Annotated in this window: 16 protein-coding genes; 12 read left to right on the top strand and 4 right to left on the bottom strand. The window is 38.4% G+C overall.

Annotated features, from left to right (window positions below):
- Positions 1-12: 12 nt before the first annotated feature.
- A complete protein-coding gene (locus ACG916_RS06115) occupies positions 13-1,014 on the bottom strand; it encodes an aromatic/alkene monooxygenase hydroxylase subunit beta (protein WP_419328266.1) in 1,002 nt (333 codons plus the stop codon).
- 18 nt (positions 1,015-1,032) lie between these two features.
- The gene (locus ACG916_RS06110; protein WP_336954770.1) at positions 1,033-1,323 is read right to left on the bottom strand and encodes a phenol hydroxylase subunit; all 291 of its coding nucleotides are present in this window, start codon (positions 1,321-1,323) and stop codon (positions 1,033-1,035) included.
- A gap of 406 nt (positions 1,324-1,729) precedes the next feature.
- Between ACG916_RS06110 and mobR the strand changes: the two genes are divergently transcribed.
- On the top strand, positions 1,730-3,412 hold the full coding sequence (gene mobR, locus ACG916_RS06105) for a phenol degradation transcriptional regulator MobR (RefSeq protein ID WP_336954769.1): 1,683 nt from the start codon (positions 1,730-1,732) through the stop codon (positions 3,410-3,412).
- Between the two features lie 167 nt (positions 3,413-3,579).
- On the opposite strand, the gene adeS is transcribed toward mobR, so the two are convergent.
- Together adeS and adeR are read right to left on the bottom strand one after the other, a co-directional pair.
- Complete coding sequence (adeS, locus tag ACG916_RS06100) at positions 3,580-4,671, bottom strand: two-component sensor histidine kinase AdeS (protein WP_419328267.1); 1,092 nt, start codon at positions 4,669-4,671, stop codon at positions 3,580-3,582.
- Positions 4,661-5,392 (bottom strand): efflux system response regulator transcription factor AdeR, encoded by a 732-nt coding sequence (gene adeR / locus ACG916_RS06095; protein ID WP_419328268.1) that lies wholly within the window; start codon positions 5,390-5,392, stop codon positions 4,661-4,663. Before adeR ends, adeS begins: the two co-directional genes overlap by 11 nt.
- 136 nt (positions 5,393-5,528) lie before the next feature.
- Between adeR and ACG916_RS06090 the strand changes: the two genes are divergently transcribed.
- The 11 genes from ACG916_RS06090 (at position 5,529) to ACG916_RS06040 (ending at position 20,538) form a co-directional block, all read left to right on the top strand.
- Positions 5,529-6,773 carry an efflux RND transporter periplasmic adaptor subunit gene (locus ACG916_RS06090; protein WP_419328270.1) on the top strand — a complete coding sequence of 415 codons (1,245 nt, stop codon included), beginning with the start codon at positions 5,529-5,531 and terminating at the stop codon, positions 6,771-6,773.
- Entirely contained in the window at positions 6,770-9,886 is a 3,117-nt protein-coding gene (locus tag ACG916_RS06085; RefSeq protein ID WP_419330215.1) for a multidrug efflux RND transporter permease subunit, read from the top strand. Before ACG916_RS06090 ends, ACG916_RS06085 begins: the two co-directional genes overlap by 4 nt.
- A gap of 497 nt (positions 9,887-10,383) precedes the next feature.
- Positions 10,384-11,241 (top strand): energy transducer TonB, encoded by an 858-nt coding sequence (locus ACG916_RS06080; RefSeq protein ID WP_419328271.1) that lies wholly within the window; start codon positions 10,384-10,386, stop codon positions 11,239-11,241.
- A 41-nt stretch (positions 11,242-11,282) separates the two neighbouring features.
- Positions 11,283-11,879: a biliverdin-producing heme oxygenase gene (locus tag ACG916_RS06075; protein WP_004721344.1), complete on the top strand. Its 597-nt coding sequence runs from the start codon at positions 11,283-11,285 to the stop codon at positions 11,877-11,879.
- A gap of 31 nt (positions 11,880-11,910) precedes the next feature.
- Entirely contained in the window at positions 11,911-12,336 is a 426-nt protein-coding gene (locus ACG916_RS06070; protein WP_004721341.1) for a YbaN family protein, read from the top strand.
- Positions 12,315-12,791, top strand: a complete 477-nt coding sequence (locus ACG916_RS06065; RefSeq protein WP_336953255.1) for a Fur family transcriptional regulator — start codon at positions 12,315-12,317, stop codon at positions 12,789-12,791. The genes ACG916_RS06070 and ACG916_RS06065 overlap by 22 nt, the downstream gene beginning before the upstream one ends.
- A gap of 284 nt (positions 12,792-13,075) precedes the next feature.
- Positions 13,076-13,597 (top strand): sigma-70 family RNA polymerase sigma factor, encoded by a 522-nt coding sequence (locus tag ACG916_RS06060; RefSeq protein ID WP_004721334.1) that lies wholly within the window; start codon positions 13,076-13,078, stop codon positions 13,595-13,597.
- On the top strand, positions 13,598-14,611 hold the full coding sequence (locus ACG916_RS06055; protein WP_336953254.1) for a FecR family protein: 1,014 nt from the start codon (positions 13,598-13,600) through the stop codon (positions 14,609-14,611).
- 274 nt (positions 14,612-14,885) lie between these two features.
- The gene (locus ACG916_RS06050) at positions 14,886-18,017 is read left to right on the top strand and encodes a TonB-dependent receptor (protein ID WP_336953253.1); all 3,132 of its coding nucleotides are present in this window, start codon (positions 14,886-14,888) and stop codon (positions 18,015-18,017) included.
- Positions 18,018-18,222: 205 nt separating this feature from the next.
- The gene (locus ACG916_RS06045; protein WP_336953251.1) at positions 18,223-18,981 is read left to right on the top strand and encodes a Slam-dependent surface lipoprotein; all 759 of its coding nucleotides are present in this window, start codon (positions 18,223-18,225) and stop codon (positions 18,979-18,981) included.
- A 66-nt stretch (positions 18,982-19,047) separates the two neighbouring features.
- Positions 19,048-20,538 (top strand): surface lipoprotein assembly modifier, encoded by a 1,491-nt coding sequence (locus tag ACG916_RS06040; protein ID WP_419328273.1) that lies wholly within the window; start codon positions 19,048-19,050, stop codon positions 20,536-20,538.
- Positions 20,539-20,837 lie beyond the last annotated feature (299 nt).

Raw genomic sequence — 20,837 nt, 5'->3', positions numbered from 1 at the left:
GATGGCAAATCCTTATGCTGCTAAATCGAGTAAAATGTTGCCGGCTTTTTTGCTACGTTCAGAGATCTTATTTAGACCGGAATCAATCCCAGAATCCGTGAGTGCGGTTTGTGCCCAAGCACTAAAGGCTTGTTTAACTTGGGGTAGTAATTCCGTGATCCATGATTGAATCAGGGTTTTATTGTCTTCAGATTCTAAAATCGCAGTTTTTAAAACACTGTCTGACCACTTCGCTAAATCAGTTAAACAGTCCTTCATAAATTCAGTAAGAATGGCAATATCACGCCCACCATTTTCAACCAGCCATTCATCCAGCTGTCCAAAAACCAGCTCTTGTAACATGCTGTCAATCAACAGATTTTGCAGAATATAAAGTTTGAACCAGTCTTGTTCGGTTAGACTTTGTTCACAAAGTTTACGTAAGGGTTGCCAAGTTTCATTATTTAGCCAAGCGTGTTTGGCTTGCAGTAAGGATTCACCTGTATTGCCATCGAGGATTAAGCCAATACGTGAAATATATTGCGCCATACCGAGGCGATCCATTGCTGCAAAAATACATGCCTGGGTGATGACTGTGCCATAACCATAGGCACTGCCTGACATCATATGTAAGTTGGCCGTTTGTTCGACATAGCGAAAAGGTAATAAACACTGGATGATTTTTTGTTTTACTTCATCACTGAGATTATTGACCAACTGACGTTTTTCAAAAAAAGCATAATGACTTTCAGCTGTATCTTGCAGACGTGCACGATGTTGTACATAAGCGCCGTAATAAAACTGGCGAGGGTCTTTAAATGCATACCAATCTTGCATTTGCAAAGCCGTATGGGTTTTATCATTTAAGGTTTTGTCTGGCTTCCATAATGGGCGATAGTGAAAGTTTGTTGAAGCTTGAATATCAAAGCTGACTTCTTGATAGCGTGTTGCGGGCTTGGCTCCAAATCGGCGTTCGATATACGCATAAGTCTGACGAATCGGTTCCAAATTGGATGTTTTAATTTCTAAAGTCATTAGCTTCTCCTTGTAGAATTAAGCCTGATCTTCTTGATCAGAATGTTGGCGAACATGATTTAAAACAGTCGGTTCAATGCCATAACGCCATTTATCTTCCTGCGCATCGTTCCAAGCTTGTTGTTCTGCGGTCATTTCAATGACGTGATTAATTTCACAAAAATGCTGGAAAGCCTGTTGGGGGAGAATTAGTTCCACAAAAAGCGTCGGGTCTTGAATGGCAAAATCGAACTCTACAAATTTGGCATTCCGCTCACCTGTAATACGGATATATTTAACCAATGCGGTAGGTTGTTTAGCGTCAATCATGTGCTTATCCTTTTATCAACATCAAAAAGATTTCGATGTAGAGCTTCATGCTCATGTGCTAGGTTTGCTCTAGATATTTCAAAAGTCGTGCCAATATTAAAATTTAATTAAAATTCAAATGCTTAATATTTATTGATGATAATTTTATGAACAATGGCAGCATTATTTTCATCAAATAATGAACATAAAGAGATGCTGATTTCATCAAAAGATGAAACAGTGATTTTGATAGGTAAGGTCGAGTTAATGCTTATAAAAAACCAATAAAGACTTGATATCGATTAAAATTAAAACAATATACCTTAAAGGTATGAAAATATAAGAATAGGTAGTGAAGCTTTTGGATCAAAATTAGGTAATATCAAGATCGTATTTACAACGAAATATAGCCAAGGATGGATATAGCATGCCCCCAGCCAAAGATGTGAAGGTATATAAAAAAATACTGGAACAGAACAAAGATATTCAAGATTTACTCGATAAAATCGTTTTTGATGCTCAACACGGACAAATCTGGTTTGATGAAAATCGGATGTTGTTGATGCATACCAGTATTCTGGGCTTTTTAAGAAAAGATCTTTATCAGATGTTGGGGCTTGAACGCACCAAACGCTTTTTTATTCGTTGTGGTTATCAAGCTGGCATGCGCGATGCAGAAGTAACCTCAAAACTACGACCAAATTTAAATGAAGCAGAAGCTTTTATGGCTGGACCGCAAATGCATGGCATCCGTGGCATGGTGCAGGTTGAAGTCAATGAACTGCATTTGAGCCATGATTTAAAACAATTTTATGCTGATTTTAATTGGCTTAATTCATTTGAAGCAGAAGTGCATTTAAGTGAATTTGGTGCTTCGGATCAACCTGCTTGCTGGATGTTATTGGGCTATGCCTGTGGCTATAGCAGCTTTGTCATGGGGCAGACCATTATCTATCAGGAAACACATTGCGTTGCTCAAGGTGATGAACATTGTCGAATCATTGGAAAGCCGTTGAGTGAATGGGAAAATGCCGATGAGTTGATTCGCTTTATGTCACCCGATGCTGTCTCGGACGAAATCATTGCCTTACAGGCGGAACTCAATCAATTAAAGAAAAATATTTATACCGATGCTGAAAGTGATTACACCATGTTTAATGCGGTAGGCGAGTCGGTTGCCTATCGCAAAGTCTGTGATCTACTTAAAAAAGCAGCAGGGAGTAAAGTCGCAGTTTTATTACAGGGTGAAACAGGCGTTGGCAAAGAAGCATTTGCACGTGGTATTCATAATGGCAGTCAGCGCCAAGCGCAGCCATTTGTGGCAGTGAATTGTGCTTGTATTCCTCCAGATTTGATTGAGTCAGAACTGTTTGGGGTGGAAAAAGGCGCATTTACTGGTGCGGTGCAATCCCGAATGGGAAAATTTGAACGTGCCGATGGCGGAACAATTTTTCTAGATGAAGTGGTCGAGCTTTCACCACGTGCGCAAGCTGCGTTATTACGTATGCTGCAAGAAGGTGAATTTGAACGGGTAGGAGATAGTCGCACCCGCCAAGTCGATGTCAGACTGGTTGCTGCGACCAACGAGGATTTAGAGCAAGCCGTTAAAGATGGTAAATTCCGTGCAGATTTATATTATCGCTTAAATATTTTTCCTGTGATTATTCCGCCTTTACGTCAGCGAAGAGAAGATATTCCCTTGCTGATTAATCATTTTTTAGCACGCTTTGAAAATATGTATAGCAAAACCCTAAAAGGGCTCAGTGATAAAGCGAAAAATTTTATGATGAAATATGATTGGCCTGGCAATATTCGTGAGCTGGAAAACTTGTTGGAAAGAGCCACATTACTGACCGATCATCAACAGGAAATTAAATTGGAAAGTTTGTTTCCACAACATAAAGATTTAGATGCAGTAGGTGAAACTGCACAATCGGCGATCAATGTAGAGGATTTATTTAGCGAGAATTTCTCTTTAGATCAACTTGAACAAAATATTATTCGTAGTGCAATGGATAAAAGCCAGCAGAATGTATCAGAAGCTGCACGTATGCTTGGAATTAGTCGGGCAACATTGGATTACCGTTTAAAGAAAATTACGCTAGGCTAAAATCGAATTTGCTCCCAATAACTATAGACCAATAGCCATAGAAATGTGCTTAGATTGCTTTTTGATCAGCATTTGGCCACTATGTGATCTGTCTATAGTTGTCAATTTAAAATAGATTAGCTGAATGTTTGTTTAAATGAAGTCGATTTTATACTTGGATGTTGATCTCATATTTTATTTAAATCGTCGGGCTTAAATAAAATACTAAAACAACTTCCCCCTAAAGCTTGTGACTTGGAATATTCAATGCGACCTTCATGCGCGATCATAATTGCATTGACAACAGATAGACCTAAACCACTACCACCATTCTTTTTGCCTCTGGATTCTTCAAGTCGATAAAATGCATCAAAAATAAAGGGAATATGCTGATCTGCGATACCGGGTCCTTGATCTTCAATGGTTAAAACCAATCCTTCTGATTTTTTTTGGGTGCTAATCCGTAAAATCCCTGCCTGTGCATAACGAATTTCATTTTCGAATAATGCAATTAAGATCTGTTCAAGCCGTTGTCGGTCAAAAAAGCAGGCTTGATCCGATAAATTGGTTTCAATGATTAATTTTGCTTGATCAAAACGGTCTTGAAGTAAGTTCACAGATTGTGTAATGACATCAGATAGACAAACTGATTCTAGGTTAAGTCGAATTTGTTGATTATCCGCCAGACTTAGGGTTCTTAGATCTTCGATTAAAAATGACAACTGCTCAACTTGATTGAGCAAATTTTTTAATAAGGCCTTATCTGGGGTAAATATATCGTCAAGCACGCCTTGTAAGCGACCTTGTAAGATAGTCACAGGAGTTCTTAATTCATGTGCAATTGCGGCATTCCAAATAGATGCATTGTTGACTGAGATTTCCAGTTTTTCCGCCATACGATTAAAATCATTGATCATCTTTGTGATTTCAGCGACAGAAGAGGGATTGTCCAATTGCGCTCTTACAGAAAGATTACCCAAACTAATTTCTCTTGCTGCAATGGCTAAAGAATTTAGCGGGGCGATAAAGCGTTGCGCTAATTTTAATCCTAAATAAACAGAGGTTAATGAACCGCATAAAGTCACCAGTAAAATCCAGATCAGATCAATCAAATTAAATGACCAATCTTCAGAATTTAACTGTTCTAGCGAGACCAATTTAAACTCGATGGCAACAAAATAAGTTAAATAGCCAAAAATCAAGGAAAAACATGTGGTCAATAAGCTCACTTTGGCCATGGTGATAATCAGCTGTCGGCTAATTCCAATGTTATGTTTCATCATTTTGCCTTAAACGATAGCCAACACCACGGACATTGATCAATAAGTCGGTTTGATGATGATCTTCCAGTTTTTTACGTAATTTACTGATATGACTGTCTACAGTACGCTCTAAGGCATCACCATCAGGCAAGCAATGGTTCATTAATTCTGATCGGGTAAAAACTTTGTAGGGTGCTTGCGACATCAACGCAAGGATTTTAAATTCCGTTAAGGTAAGGTTTAACAGTGCTTTCGAATGTTCGTTGATAATGTATACACAAAGTGTTTCTGTATTAATTTCAATTGATTTAAAGCTAATGATTTGGGCTTTCGTCTGAGATGACATCGCACTTCTTCTCAATACTGCTTCAACTCTGGCAATAATTTCATTTGGATTGAATGGTTTTACCACAAAGTCATCTGCGCCGATTCTAAGTGCTGTGACTTTATCCACTTCTTGATCTAATGCGGTCAGCATAATCACAGGGGTTTGTTTGGATTGACGAATATGATTTAAAACTTCCCAACCATTTAAGATTGGCAATTTCACGTCAAGAATCACCAGATCAATCTGCTGCTGCGCATGTATTTCGATGGCTTGCTGTCCATTAAGCGCTCTAAGCACATTAAAGCCGTTTTTTTTCAGATAATGCTCCACAATATCACCGATATCATAATCATCTTCAACGACTAAAATTTGTTTACTGGCTGGATCAGACGCAAAAGAAATATTGCCCATTGCTGGATACTTTAAAATGGATATAGAACCATCATAATTTATTTTTAGTGGCTATATCCACACAATCTCCACACTTTAGTGACGCTAAGTACACAAATATTGCCAATAATCGTCATATCTAGAACTCTGGGTGCAGATGATGCCTAAGCCTTATTTTTTTATTATTTTATTGTTTGTTTTAAGTGGGAGTGCGTTAACTGGATGTAATCGCTCAGGAAATACTGAAGCAGAACAAGCACAGCAGGTAGCGCCAGCCAAAGTCAGTATTTATACCGTTCAACAGCAAAATATTCATTTGATTGAAAATTTACCTGCACGTGTACAAGCCTTTCGAATTTCAGAAATTCGCCCACAAGTTGGTGGAATTATTGAAAAGGTGTTGTTTACCCAAGGCAGTGAAGTTAAGGCTGGACAACCCTTATTTAAAATCAATTCGGAAATTCTTCAAGCAGATGTCAATAGTAATCAGGCTTTATTGGCAAAAGCACAGGCCGAAGTGGTGCGTCTAAAAACGCAACAAGAGCGATATCGACAACTGCTTCCTTCCAACGCAATTAGTAAACAGGAATTTAATAATACGGAAGCTGCTTATCAACAGGCTTTGGCCGAAGTTGCTCAAACCAAGGCGGCATTGGCACGACAAAATTTAAACTTACGCTATGCGACTGTACGCGCCCCGATTTCAGGTCAAATTGGTAAGTTGCTGGTAACCGAAGGTGCATTGGTCAGCAGCAGCGATACCAATCCAATGGCTTTGGTGCATCAGTTAGATAAAGTCTATGTTGATGTTAAACAATCAATCTCTGAATATGAGCAATTGCAAGATCGTTTGAGTGATGGTTCGTTGTTACAACGTGGCGGTGCTGAGGTCAGCATATCCAATAGTCAGGGTAAATTATATCCAGTGACTGGAAAGATTTTATTCTCAGATACCAGCGTAGATCCTAATACGGGTGATGTCACCATCCGTGTTGAAGTAAATAACCCTCAACGGAAATTATTGCCAGGGATGTATGTCAGAGTTGGTTTAAACAGAGCATCACAACCCAATGCCTTACTTGTCCCAGAACAAGCCGTGCAAAGAGATATTTCAGGTCAAGCACAACTGATGATTGTAAAAGCAAATCAGACTGCAGAAACACGTCCAGTGAGTTTAGGACAGTTATACAAAGGTTTCTATGTGGTGAATAGTGGAATTAAAGCAGGTGAAAAAGTCATTGTTGAAGGACATGATCGAATTCAACAGCCAGAACAGCCTTTAAAAATAACCCAGTGGAAGTCGCAATACACAACCGATGTTGGGACTTTACAAACGCAAAATAAGGGCAGTGATCAAAGCACGGCAGGTCAGTCTTCTCCGAATACAGGAGAAAAATTATGATATCGCAGTTCTTTATTAAACGGCCAATCTTTGCTTGGGTGATTGCACTCTTTATTATTCTGTTTGGTGTCTTAAGTATTCCAAAGTTGCCGATTTCACGTTTTCCTTCAGTTGCACCACCTTCGATTAGCATCTATGCAACTTATCCCGGAGCAACACCAGAAACCTTGAATGATAGTGTTGTCACCTTGATTGAGAGAGAGTTATCGGGAGTAAAGAATTTACTTTATTACAGCGCCACCTCTGATGCCAGTGGTCAAGCGAGTATCACTGCCACATTTAAACCGGGGACTGATCCAGAGTTGGCTCAGGTGGATGTGCAAAATAAATTAAAGTCTATCGAACCGAGATTGCCACAATCTGTTAGACAGCAAGGCCTAATTGTTGAAGCGGCATCCTCTGGATTTCTGATGATGGTCGGAATCAACTCACCAAATGATCAATTTAAAGAAATTGATTTAAGTGATTATTTGGTTCGAAATGTGGTTGAAGAATTAAAACGAGTTGAAGGAGTCGGTCGTATCCAATCCTTTGGATCTGAAAAAGCCATGCGTATTTGGATAGATCCAAACAAACTGGTGTCTTATCAGTTGTCGATAAAAGATGTCACAAATGCCATTCAAGCACAAAATACGCCGATATCTCCGGGAAGTGTCGGGAGTTTGCCTGCGGTCCAAGGACAGATGATTACACTGCCATTAACGGCTGAAGGACAATTAAGTACAGTCGAAGAATTTCAAAATATTACTTTGCGTGCCAATCAGAGTGGCGCACAAGTCACACTGAAAGATGTTGCACGGGTGGAGCTTGGGGCGCAAACCTATAGTTTTTCTATTTTAGAAAATGGAAAGCCAGCAACCGCTTTGGCGATTCAAATGAGCCCAGGGGGGAATGCAGTCAAGACATCTGAAGCGGTCAAAGCAAAAGTTGAGGAGTTGAGCAAGGTTTTACCAAAGGGAATGCAATATTCAATTCCTTATGATACTGCACCGTTTGTTAAGATTTCGATTGAAAAAGTAATCATGACTTTGCTAGAAGCAATGGTGTTAGTTTTCCTTGTTATGTATTTATTTTTACATAACATTCGTTACACCTTGATTCCTTCAATTGTTGCACCGATTGCACTTTTAGGTACATTTGCGGTGATGCTGATCAGTGGTTTTTCGGTCAATGTTTTAACCATGTTTGGTATGGTTTTAGCTATCGGTATTATTGTCGATGATGCGATTGTGGTGATTGAAAATGTGGAACGCATCATGGCAACGGAAGGCTTATCTCCTGTTGATGCTACCTCTAAAGCAATGCAAGAAATAACCAGTCCAATCATCGGGATAACCTTGGTACTGGTGGCGGTATTTTTACCGATGGCCTTTGCCAGTGGTTCGGTCGGGATTATCTATAGACAATTTACAGTGACGATGGCGGTATCCATTGCTTTCTCAGCATTTTTAGCACTGACTTTAACCCCTGCACTTTGTGCAACCTTGTTAAAACCGATTGAAGTAAATCATCAGAAAAAGGGCTTCTTTGCGTGGTTTGATCGCTTTTTTGACCGCGTCAATAAAAAGTATGAAGCAATTTTAGTGAAATTGTTGAAACACATTTTTACTGTGATGATTGTATTTTTTGTCCTGACAGGTTTCTTATTATTTGCATTTAAATCGATCCCAACCGCTTTTTTACCTGAAGAAGACCAAGGCTCATTTATTACCTCATTTCAATTGCCTGCAGATGCCAGTCAAGAGCGTACATTGACCATTGTAAAATCGTTTGAGGAACATTTAAAAAGCAGAGAAAGTATTAAAGAAAATGTCTCTGTACTCGGGTTTGGCTTTAGTGGTTCTGGCAATAACACTGCCATAGCCTTTACAAATTTAAAAGATTTCAAAGACAGAAATACCTCCGCTGCAGATGAGGTTAACGCTGTAAATGCGGCCATGGCAGAAAGTACAGAAGGTACGATTATGTCTGTTTTACCGCCTGCAATTGAAGAAATGGGAACAACTTCGGGCTTTACTTTACGTTTACAAGATCGCGGTAACCTTGGAATGCAAGCTTTGAATGAGGCACAAGCGCAGTTGATCAGTCTTGCAGCAACCAGTAAAAAACTGGCTTATGTTTATCCAGAGGGTTTACCACCAGGTAGTAATGTCGATTTAAAAATTGATCGCAATAAGGCAGAAGCTTTAGGTGTGAATTTTGCTGATGTGACAGATACCATTTCATCTTCAATGGGCTCGATGTATGTCAATGATTTTCCAAATCAAGGAAGAATGCAGCAAGTGATTGTTCAAGTTGATGCCGATTCACGGATGAAAGTCACTGATATTTTAAATTTGAATGTGATTAATAAAACTGGAGCACTGGTTAAACTGTCTGAGATTGTAACACCTGTGTGGACACAGTCTCCGCAGCAATACAATCGCTATAATGGACGACCATCATTGAGTATTGCAGGGGCAGGCGCAGAAGGGATTTCTTCAGGGGAAGTGATGAAGGAAATGGAGCGACTGATTGAGCAATTACCACAAGGCATTGGTTATGAGTGGACCGGGCAATCCTTGGAGGAAAAACAGTCAGAAGCGCAAACCAATTTCTTATTGGCTTTGTCAATGTTAGTGGTCTTTCTCGTCCTTGCTGCACTCTATGAAAGCTGGTCGATTCCATTGTCGGTGATGCTGGTTGTACCTTTAGGTATGATTGGTGCAGTGGTTGCAGTATGGATTCGAGGGATTCCCAATGATATTTTCTTTAAAGTGGGTTTAATTACCATCATTGGATTATCTGCAAAAAATGCCATTTTGATTGTTGAATTTGCCAAAATGCTCAAAGAAGAGGGAATGACTTTGATCGAAGCCACTGTCGCAGCTGCTAAACTTCGTTTAAGACCGATCTTGATGACATCCTTGGCTTTTACCGCTGGCGTGATTCCATTGGTGATTGCTACAGGTGCAAGTTCTGAAACTCAGCATGCGATTGGTACAGGGGTTTTTGGTGGTATGGTCAGTGCGACGATACTTGCAATCTTTTTTGTCCCAGTATTTTTTGTGTTTATTCTCAGCGCAGTTGAGAAATTACGTGGTAAAGTTTTATCTGTAGGAAAACTGCCTTAAGCGCTCTGCGTTAAGCTTGTAGTTTTGTGTTTTGTAGAGGATGAAGTATTTGTCCTCTACAATATTTCTAAGCCATCCATTGCATTTATGATATGCATTTATTTAGATGACCTAATTTTTCTTCCTATTATTTTTATCTCTTATAGTTTTTTTTAGATATACGGTTCAGTTGTTTTAACTGCATTATTTATATAAGTTTATTTTTTTCATTTAAATAAATACGTTCAGTGGCCCACTGTTTTATCGTCAAATTGCCTCTTCTAAACCATTCTTATTTACATTTAATTACATTTCTCATTAGGCATTTTTGCCTTCTCATTCGTCTATATAGATAAAGGCAGTGTTTTTTAATTCACAGCAATTGATCTGATAGACGAAGCAGGAAGGACTCATGAACAGTACAACGCAATACAATAGATTGAGCAGACAAGAAAAGCATAGGGTCTTATTCAGCACTCAGCAAATGCGCTACATTTATTTGCGCTGTATCTAAGCCTATGTCTGCTGTAATTCTCGCTTCAAATGATAAGCAAAAATACTCTACGCTTTGTGGGGTAGTGATCAGTCATATATTGTTGTTATGGTATTTGTCTTATTTAAAAACAGATGTTCGTATTGAATCACATTCAGTTGAAAATGCGATTCAAATTCGTTTTATCAGCTTGAACAAAACCGATGTTGTACAACAGAGCAGTACCAAGCTGCAGAAGGCATCAGAGCAAGCTGCAACGCAATCAAAAGCACAGCCTCAATCTACAGTAGCAACAGCGGTACAACATCAACAACAGGTAAAAGTGATACACAGTACTGAGTCAAAAAAGTTGAAGATGGATCAAACAACACAACAGACAACAAAAGCACAAGAAAAAAAACCAACCGATCAACAGACGGAAAGTAAATCTGAATCAAATCGTCAGTCAACGCAAACATTCACGGAAACGAAATCATCTACGAATAGTGAACAGACTGTTACAGGTCAGTCAAATGAGATAGCCAAACGTGCAGGCGGTGAAGCAGGCAAAGACAATAAAAAAGAACAAAACGCTGCCTCTACTTCTCAACCACAGCAACCGCTTCCCGTGAGTCGGGTCGATGTACTCAGCTTTGGCAAGCTTAATTACGATGATCGCGAATTGCAAAACCAGCAGCGCTTGTTGGTTCTCACCATCAAAATCAATCCACAAGGGCAGCCGATAGATGTCAGAGTAAAGCAAAGCTCAGGCATGAGTAGTTTGGACGAAAGAGCTATACAAGCTGCACAAAAAGCAAAATTTAAACCACATATTGTCAATGGTGAAGCATTGGCAATCGTGGTGGATTTTCCCATTCAGCTTAAGCTTGGTCGTAATCGCTGATTGGATCATTAAACAATGAAAAGGTTTATTTAGGAGTTTTTATGAACGCATCAACAGAAAAAGTGATCAGCAGTAGTTTAATGCAACGCTTGAAACAAGAAACACTGGCAGAGCATGAACGTATGGAAATCTTGATGCAGCAATCAGGCGCGTTTGAGAGTAAAGAAAATTATGCGCAATTCACCCTGTCGCAATATTATTTTCAGAAAGATGTTGAACATCTTTATCAAGATTCACAGGTTGAACAATTGATTCCCGATTTAGATGTGCGTGGGCGTTCCGATGCAGCTTTACAAGACTTGGCTGATTTAGGTTTAACGCCTCAGCAGCAGGGTATTGCAACCGATGAAATTAGTTTTCCACAATCTTTGGGCTGGATTTATGTTTCAGAAGGTTCAACCTTAGGCGCAGCATTTTTACTCAAAGAGGCTCAGGCTAGATTTGGCTTTAATGCTGATTTTGCTGCACGTAACTTAGCAGCATATCCAGAGGGGCGTGGTTTAGTGTGGAAGCGTTTCAAGCAAACCCTAGATGATGCAAATTTTAGTTTAGAGGAACAGCAATTGATTATTGAGGGGGCTATGCAAGGCTTTCATCGTTTTGGTGAACTTTTAGCACAATTAAAAACACTGAAATAAATAATTGATGATGGATAAAGGAAATCAAGCAATGAAGCAAACGGGGTCAGAGACCAATCTAAATACCAGTATTTCTATGTCGGAGCCGAGACTTGCGAAGTCATGGTTGGTTCGCTGGATCTGTATTGCACTGGCGGGGTTATGTCTGGTCTTAGGGACGATCGGTTTGGTGGTTCCTGGTTTGCCTACGTTTGATTTTTATTTTTTGGCAACGTTGTTTGCTGCAAAGGGTTCGCAACGAATGCATCAGTGGATTGTTAATAATAAAGTCATTGCTCCGATTTTACAGCAATGGCAACTCAAACGAACTTTGCCCGTAAAAGTAAAACTATTTTCTTTGGCCAGTATGAGTGTGGCTGCTGGCATTTTAATTTGGACTGTGCCTCATCCATGGGCAGTAGGGACCATTGTTTTGATGATGGTTTGTGTGCAATTGTGGATGTGGTTAAAAGCATAAATGAGGATAATCTCAGGATGGAAATCTTTGAATATTATAAAAATACTGAAGAACTTAAACGCTTGCTGTTGCAAGCAAACTTAAAAGTAACCACAACACGATTAACTGTACTGAATATTTTAAGAAATGCACAACGAGAGCTGACAGCAGCCGAAATTTTGTATAGTCCAGATTTAAAAGTGAAAAAATTATCTTTTGCTGGTGTCTATCAAACCCTGAAACAGCTTGTTAAAGCAGGATTGTTGGTTAAATTTAAGCTGGGCAGTGAACAAGCATTATATTCATTCAAGGGAAGTCAAACCAATATGAGAATATATTGTAAAAAGTGTAGTCAGTTGCAACAAATTAATGATGAGGCTTTAGAGCAGCAAATTCGAGGACTTATTTTAGAACATTGTGCAAGTTCATATCATCTGGTTATAGAAAAACCCTCTTGTCCTTATTGTAGTCATTAAAACAACATGTCAAAGGGGAAGATTATTTTATGATAAAAATATCCATAAAATTAAATAATAAATCGGAATTTACACTGAATGATAACCAAGATATTGAGGTTCAATGTGTATTAACGATTGATAATTTAGCTTTATTTTTTAAGTATATTAAATGATCAAATAGAACATAAGGATGTACATAAACTAAAAAATAATCATATATACGGGGATTTTCTCTCAGGGTGTCTTGACATTTAAATGATAATTATTATCATTTAAAAGACCATCAAAGAGTTGATCCTATTGTGAACAAAAATCCTGCATTTGTAGATCAATTGTACCGTAACCACCAATCTTGGTTGCATCAATGGCTTAGAAAAAAAGTAGGCAATAGTGAGCAAGCCGCAGATTTGGTACAAGATACGTTTATTAAAATTCTGCAAACGCGTGATGAACTTTTTGGAGTAAAAGAACCTCGTGCATATCTGGTGACTATTGCCAGAAATTTAATGATTGATCAGGTACGCCGTAAGCGCATAGAGCAAGCCTATCTGAATGAATTAAGCCAGATGGAATATATGCTGGATACAATTCCTTCACCAGAAGATCAGCTTCAAGTTGTTCAAGCGATTGACCAGATTTGTCAGGCTTTGATACGCGTCTCTGAAAAAGCACAACAAGCTTTTGTGCTCCATTATTTTGAAGGTTTAACCCATAAAGAAATTGCAGAAATCATTGGTGTTTCAACCAAGATGATTCAAAAATATCTAGCAACTTGCCTTGTGCAATGCTACGCACTGAAACAAGAGAAGGATTTGTTTGAGTAAATGATTGAAGAAGAGAAGAGTAAGCAAAAATTAATCGAAGAAGCAGCGGAATGGATTGTGCTGCTGAGTAGCGATGATGATTTACTCAAAAGAACAGCGCAATCAGATTTTGATGCTTGGAAAATCAAGAGTCCACAACGCCAAAAAATTGCTCAAGATATCGAGCAATATATTACTTCGATTCAAAAATTGGTACAGAATCCACAACAACAGAAAATGACCCAATCTGTCTTAAAAACAGGTTTACATAGTGCCCGTAAGCAAAAAAATATGCGCTATGGTGGAATTTTAACGGTGATATTGTGTTGTGTAGGGGGTATTTATAGTTATTTTATTTATCATCCAGTGTCATATCTAACCGCTAATATTAAAAATCATGCGGGAGAATGGGCAACCCAAACTTTAGCAGATGGTTCACAACTTAAACTCAGTGGTCAGAGTGCGGTTAATCTAGACTTCTCAGCAAATCAGCGTGTTGTGGAGTTGGTTCAAGGGGAAATATTTGTAGATGTGGCCAAAGACAAAACCCGTCCTTTTATTGTCAAAACCCAACATGGTCAAATTGAAGCATTGGGAACTGCATTTAGTGTTCAATATCAGCCAGACGCGACTGGGCTTAAAATGCTACATTCCAAAGTGAAAGTGCAGTCCTCGAAACAAGACGAAGATCAAACCAAAGCATCTTCTGTGATTGTGACAGCAGGGCAAGAAGTCATACTTGATCGAAATGGTATACAACCTATACATACTTTTAATTTATACAATGAACAGCAGAAATGGAATCAACGGCATTTGATTGTTGAAAATATGTCTTTGTCAAAAGTGCTAAATGAGTTGAATCGAAATAGTAAAGAAAAAATTATATTTAACGCTACCAAGTTAGAGCAAATTAAGGTCAATGCTGTATTGCCTTTAGATCATACCGAAAGCGCCTTGCAACTATTAAGCAGTGTGTTCCCTCAGTTAAATGTCTATCAAATCACCCCATATTTCACAGTTGTGACTTTGCAATAAACAGCATGATTTAAGCACTTGGTTTGAATCATGCTGTTTAGCTTTAAATTAGACCTAAAATTTTAGGATAAAATTCATATCGTTTTTAAAAATGATTGATAAATATGACAAATAATAATTTTGTGAAAATAAAAGATAGATAATTTAAATTTATTTTGAATAAACGGTTCCACTTTTTCATTTCTTGTACGTCATAGTAAGTAGAAGCAAATATTAGGAATACATTTAATTTAATATATTGAATGATTCTTATTTACATTTACTGGGGCGTAAAATGAGTGAAGCTGTTTGCGGTCAAAAGCATCCAAAATATTCTTTCAAAGTGACATCATTGGCATTGGCGATTCATCTCGTTTGTGTTGGTGTGGCAACAACATTCGCGACACAAAGCACTTATGCGCTCAGTACAGAAACGCAGTCATATCATATTCCAGCGGGTTCACTTGCCAGTGTTTTAAATACCTTTGCTGAGCAAGCGGGTACCTCGATTGCAATTGATGCAAATCAGCTCAAAGGTAAACGTAGTCTAGGTTTAAGCGGGCAGTATAATTTAGAAAACGGCTTTCAACATATTTTAGCAGCAACCGAGTTTACTGTGGTGAAAGTTGGAAATGGCTATATATTGAAGCATGTGGATAAAGCTGAAATTAGACCCATACCAGTACAATCTCAGCCTATGACATCAGATCAAGAAAATGTCGTACAGCTTAGCCCAATGACTGTTTTTGGCACAGTCAGTCGCGATACAAAAGGGCAGAATGATGTTTATGATCAAGATATTTCTAGCGTCTATGCCAGCAAAGAGCAAATAGAACGATATAAAGGTGCTCAGCCAGCAGACTTATTTAAGGGAATGGTCGGAGTATACAGTGGTGATGCCCGAAATAGTGGTGCTTTAGATCCAAGTATCCGTGGTGTTCAAGGACCGGGCCGCGTTCCTGTCCTTATTGATGGCACAGAACAGGCACTCACTGTATGGCGTGGCTATAACGGTGCAAACAATCGTAGCTATATTGACCCTAATTTAATTGGTGGGCTACAAGTGATTAAAGGGCCTTCCATCACACGCAATGTAAATACAGGTGTCGGTGGCGCTGTCGTTATTCATACTCTAGCTGTAGATGATGTTTTAAAAGAGGGCAAAAATTTTGGTGGGGAAATAAAAATAGAGACCAGCAGCAATGCGGTGAAACCTCGAGAACCGCAATTACTCACCGGTCAAAGCATTTACGATAATCCAAATTATCCAGCTACAGGAACGGACTGGCAAGGCAATCCAGTTTTCGAGCCTTATTATGATCCATCCTTATTTAAATTAGCACGACAAAATAAAGAAAATAATATTTATTCAGGCGATGATGTTGCAACACGTATTGCTTTGGCAGGACGTAGTGATAATTTTGAAGTTTTGGCTGCTTATGCTTATCGTAATAAAGGCAATCATTTTGCAGGGAAAAATGGCAGTGATTTTTATGATAAACCTGCCACAGGACGATTTAATTACGTTCCATACCTTGCCAAAGTTTACCCAGGAGGTACAGAAGTTCCCAATACATCCCTTGAAACTGAATCTTATTTGTTGAAAGCGACATGGAAACCAACAGATGAACAGCGTTTAGAGTTTGGTTATCGGGACAGTTCAATTACCAATGGAGAAATTCTGCCTTCGCGAATTGCTTGGGGTGAGCTGGTAAAAAATAAAGCAGGGGTACCGCAATGGCCTTTAAGTCATATCGACTCTAAAGCCTATAATATGGAATACAAATATCAACCTAAAAACAATAATTTAGTCGATTTTTACGGCAATATTTGGCGGACAGATACCAAGAGTCATACCTATAGTTCAGGTGGATTTCCCAATGATACCAATACAAACTTAGGTGTTTTTGTGAACAGTGCTACTGCAAACTCAGACAACACCCGCCAAGGAATGACCTTGAGTAATAAGTTTAAATTGCTGTCTAATCTGGGCTTAACAGTAGGGGGAAGTTTTCAAAAAGAAAAACTCAGTTCAGATGATATTTATAAAGATCCGAATATTAACGGAACAAATTTGGGCTATAGGATGCTACCGCGAGCAGGCGAACGAGAAGAGAAAGAGTTTAATTTTAACTTTGACTACCAACCTATCTCATGGCTGAATTTAAGTGCAGGTGCAAGATATCAAAATTATTGGGCATTTGATGATTTTCTCAATGAACGAGTCAATGCGGGTGATCCTCAATTCAGCCTGATTAAAAAAGCCACAGCATTAAACATGACTTATTATACAAAAAGAGCAAATATGACCCCTGCACGAGAACAACAATTAAGAGAAATGTTTGATGCAGAAGCTTTGGCTCAGGGGTGGACGGAAGAATATAAGCAACAGGAATTAAAAAGAAGTCTATACGCTAAACAGAATACGATCGAATATAAAAAGGATAGTCGTGGAAAATTAACCATTGCCAATAATCCATTTTTAAATGGTACTTTGGTGGAGGGTAGGGATTATGGATATTATACGGATGGCACTCCAAGTGGTTATGAAGATATTGATTTAACCAAAACAGGTGTGCAAAAAAGCAAAGATCATGGTTGGACACCGACAGCTTCAGCAACGGTAAACTTTAGCCCCAATAGTAGAATGTATTTGCGCTATAGCGAAGCGTATAGAATGCCAAGTATGTTTGAAAGTACGCTCGGGTTTTCTGGAACCTTAAGTGGTTATAAGTTAGAACCAGAGCATGCATCGAATTATGAACTTGCCTACGTTCATAATTTATCAGAGTTATTTAAAAACAGCAGCTATGCAGATATTAAATTGGCTTATTACTATAACAAAACCAAGAATGCGATTGAGCGTAGTCCAACTTTAGCATTTAGTAATATCGATAGTCTTACTACAGAAGGCTTGGAACTGCAAAGTCGTTTTGACAATGGGCGTTTCTTTACTGACTTAAGTGCCAATTATCGTTTTAAGAATAAAGTGTGTGATGAAAATTCAGCAATGCTTTTAGGAGCGAATCACCAGTTTTCATTAAATCGTTGTGTAGATGATGGATTTGTAGGGGGATATTTGGTCAGTATGGCAACCCCAAAATATTCAGTAAATTTGACACTCGGTGGGCGATTCTTTGATCAAAAACTCGAAGTCGGAACGCGTGCAAGTTATCACCATAAGTATGAAAATCCTGAAACGAAAAACTATAACGATTTAGAGATGAGTTATTACGCGAATACGCCTTTGGCATGGAATTCAATGACCATTTTAGATGCTTATATTAATTATCGGTTGAAACAAGACACCTTATTTGAATTGGTGGGGACTAATCTCACTGATGAATTCTATATTGATCCATTAACTCGTTCGGCAATTGCAGCACCAGGTCGAACATTTAAGCTAAGCATTAGCCATAAGTTTTAAAGGAATTTATAGGTAATGAACTGAATTTATTGTCACTTAGTGGGCAATAAATGTGTGGTAAGAATAAGACTTGTACTCCTTGATTTTACACTTGAATTGAAAAATTAAAATCAGTGCAGCACATGTTTTATTTTAAATGATAATCATTAAGTTTTTTATTTTTATTCTTAATGATAAACCTTAAACTCATATCGAGGAACTTAAAATGAAACTTCAATCTATCTCATTGGCTGTTTTACTATCTGTTGGTTTAGTCGGTGTTGCACAAGCGGCCGTAGTCGGTGAGACGAGTGATGGCACTAAAGTTTTGGTTGGTTCGACTGGTTCACTTGGGCCAAATCATCCAAACTCAGGTGTTGGTTTTGGTGTTAAAACCCTTTATAACGGTGCAATAGTTGCATTTTCAGGGTTTAACGGCTATGCAGATGGCAATGGTGTGGTACGTCTAAGTCCGTACTTACCAGGGCTTCCAGCGTCTCATGCTGGAATTGGTTATGCCAACTATAAACAAGTGCCTACACAAGACGTTTGGTTTGGTGAGTGGAATGCAGAAGCCAAAGATGCCAGCGGTAAGCGTCTAGGTACAGCTGATCCAGCGACACATACTGTTTATTACAACGGTAAAGATGCGGATACCAGCGTACCATCTACAGGTACTGCAAATTATAGCGTTCAAGGTGTCAATAATTATAATGGCTCTAATTTATTGTCAGGTACGTTTACTGCTAACTTTGCAACTAAACAGTTAACGGGTTCATTGAGCGATAGTTCACGTACCTTTAATTTAGGTACTGCAACCATTAATAATGATGCAACGATTAGTGGTTCAAATGCATCTTGGACAGGTGGTCCTTCTGGTGGTGATGTTTCAGGTCAGTTCTATAATAGTCAAACCAGCTTAGCAGGTATTGCAACATTTGCTGGTAATAGAACATATGATGTAGCTTTTGGTGGTAAGAAATAATGATTTGAATGAGAAAGGCTTACTTCGGTAAGTCTTTCTTTTTTATTCTATTTGGTGAGTTTATAGATGAAAAAAATAGTATTGCTTGGTGCCGTATTGCAGTGTGGACAATGCGTTTATGCAGCGGATGATACCAGTATCAGGTTAAATCAGGAAATTAGCCAACAGCAATATCAAAATGATAAGAAACTACTCAAATCAGATGATCCTCAAAAAGACCAAGCATTGCCGAATCTGATCATACAAGGTCAGGAATATATGGTGAAGGATGAACCCGCGGAAGTTGCTTATGCGCTTTACTTGGCAGTGATGCAAAAACAATGGCAAGTCGCTTTACGTTATCTTGAAAAATATAAAAATTTTCCAAATTATGATCAGGCATTGACGGAATTTGCTGAGGGTGTCATGGCACGCACGCAGGGGAATTTAAGTTTAGCTGAGAGCAAACTAAAACACAGTTTAGAGATTCAATCGAATAATTTAATGACTCAACTTGAACTGGCTCGTGTTTACACGGAACAACAAAAAAATCAGCAAGGTCAACAGTTATTTCAGCAGATTCAATCTCAATTGGATCTGTCTACAGATCCCGCTGCCCAAGGTGTTCGTCAAACCGTAGAGATGTATATCAAAGGGCTTAAACAACGAGATGAATGGCATGGTTCATTGGCTTTTGGTTCACGTTATGCCAGTAATGTTAATAATGCTTCCGATAAATACGACATCATTACATATTATGGCATTGACCCTGAGACTAAGAAGGTCGTTCCTATTGAACAAGTAAAGCGTGGCACACCTGACGCGATCAGTGCGCAAGGTTTGGATTATGAAGCCACCTTAACTAAACGGTGGTCGCTTTTTGGACAACATGGCATGGCATTGCGTGGATTATTCTATGGTCAAGTTTATCCAGAGCAGACTGATTACAATGAATTAACTTTTAACTTAAATGCGGGTTATAGTTATTACAATGAACGTAATCAAGTTTTGGTTGCACCCGTATTTGAACATAAATACTATGCCCATGATCCGCTCTATAGTGCCTATGGGCTAAGGGGTGAGTGGATGCGTTTTATCTCTAACGACAAAGCTGTCAAGTTAGAAGCCGAAATGAAAGATATAAATTATTCCCAGTATAAAGGCCAAGATGGCGTGGAATATTCAGTCTATTCAACCTTTTGGAAAATTTTACCAAAAAACTGGACGCTATTTGGCGGACTGGATTTTGTTGACCATAATACCCAAGAACAATATTTTACGGCTTATCAACAACAAGGTGTACGTTTAGGGCTTTCCAAGAACTTTGAGTCAGGTTTTAACGCAAATTTATTTAGTTCTTTTCGTTGGCGTCAATTTGATAAATTTACTCCAGTGTTGGAGGCTAGACGACATGATTTTGAACAAAATTATACTTTAATTCTAAGTGCACCACGCTGGGTTTTTTATGGTTTAACACCTAATCTCACTTATCAATATAATCAAAATAACAGCAATGTAGAGTGGCTATATTCTTATGATAAACATAATGTTAGTTTAAAGCTGGAGCATCGGTTTTAAAATATTGTAGAGGTTTTATTTCTATTTGAGGAATTGAAAGCATATCAAAGAGGTCTTCTTACTGAATTCTAATTTAGACATATATATAGTTAACTTGTCAAAAAATTCATACACAAGAAATTAATATTTATAATTAAATCAATTTCATGGAAAAATAAAATTGTTTGATTATAAAAATGCTTGCAATGCCACACTTTATGTTCAAAGTTTAAATAGCTTTGCCTAGGCGATGCCTCACTTTTCAGAGATGAAAAGATGACAAAAATCTTTCGTTTAACAGGGCTCTTGCGCTGCAAACA

This window comes from Acinetobacter legionensis (assembly GCF_048552295.1).
Taxonomy (GTDB): Bacteria; Pseudomonadota; Gammaproteobacteria; order Pseudomonadales; family Moraxellaceae; genus Acinetobacter.
Note: the sequence above shows the minus strand (reverse complement) of the source record. Positions and strands in the feature narration are given on the sequence as shown.

Excerpts from the sequence above, each read along its gene's own strand:
- ACG916_RS06115 (WP_419328266.1), bottom strand. The coding sequence starts at position 1,014 with ATGACTTTAGAAATTAAAACATCCAATTTGGAACCGATTCGTCAGACT.
- ACG916_RS06110 (WP_336954770.1), bottom strand. The coding sequence starts at position 1,323 with ATGATTGACGCTAAACAACCTACCGCATTGGTTAAATATATCCGTATT.
- mobR (WP_336954769.1), top strand. The coding sequence starts at position 1,730 with ATGCCCCCAGCCAAAGATGTGAAGGTATATAAAAAAATACTGGAACAG.
- adeS (WP_419328267.1), bottom strand. The coding sequence starts at position 4,671 with ATGAAACATAACATTGGAATTAGCCGACAGCTGATTATCACCATGGCC.
- adeR (WP_419328268.1), bottom strand. The coding sequence starts at position 5,392 with ATGGGCAATATTTCTTTTGCGTCTGATCCAGCCAGTAAACAAATTTTA.
- ACG916_RS06090 (WP_419328270.1), top strand. The coding sequence starts at position 5,529 with ATGATGCCTAAGCCTTATTTTTTTATTATTTTATTGTTTGTTTTAAGT.
- ACG916_RS06085 (WP_419330215.1), top strand. The coding sequence starts at position 6,770 with ATGATATCGCAGTTCTTTATTAAACGGCCAATCTTTGCTTGGGTGATT.
- ACG916_RS06080 (WP_419328271.1), top strand. The coding sequence starts at position 10,384 with ATGTCTGCTGTAATTCTCGCTTCAAATGATAAGCAAAAATACTCTACG.
- ACG916_RS06075 (WP_004721344.1), top strand. The coding sequence starts at position 11,283 with ATGAACGCATCAACAGAAAAAGTGATCAGCAGTAGTTTAATGCAACGC.
- ACG916_RS06070 (WP_004721341.1), top strand. The coding sequence starts at position 11,911 with ATGAAGCAAACGGGGTCAGAGACCAATCTAAATACCAGTATTTCTATG.
- ACG916_RS06055 (WP_336953254.1), top strand. The coding sequence starts at position 13,598 with ATGATTGAAGAAGAGAAGAGTAAGCAAAAATTAATCGAAGAAGCAGCG.
- ACG916_RS06050 (WP_336953253.1), top strand. The coding sequence starts at position 14,886 with ATGAGTGAAGCTGTTTGCGGTCAAAAGCATCCAAAATATTCTTTCAAA.
- ACG916_RS06045 (WP_336953251.1), top strand. The coding sequence starts at position 18,223 with ATGAAACTTCAATCTATCTCATTGGCTGTTTTACTATCTGTTGGTTTA.
- ACG916_RS06040 (WP_419328273.1), top strand. The coding sequence starts at position 19,048 with ATGAAAAAAATAGTATTGCTTGGTGCCGTATTGCAGTGTGGACAATGC.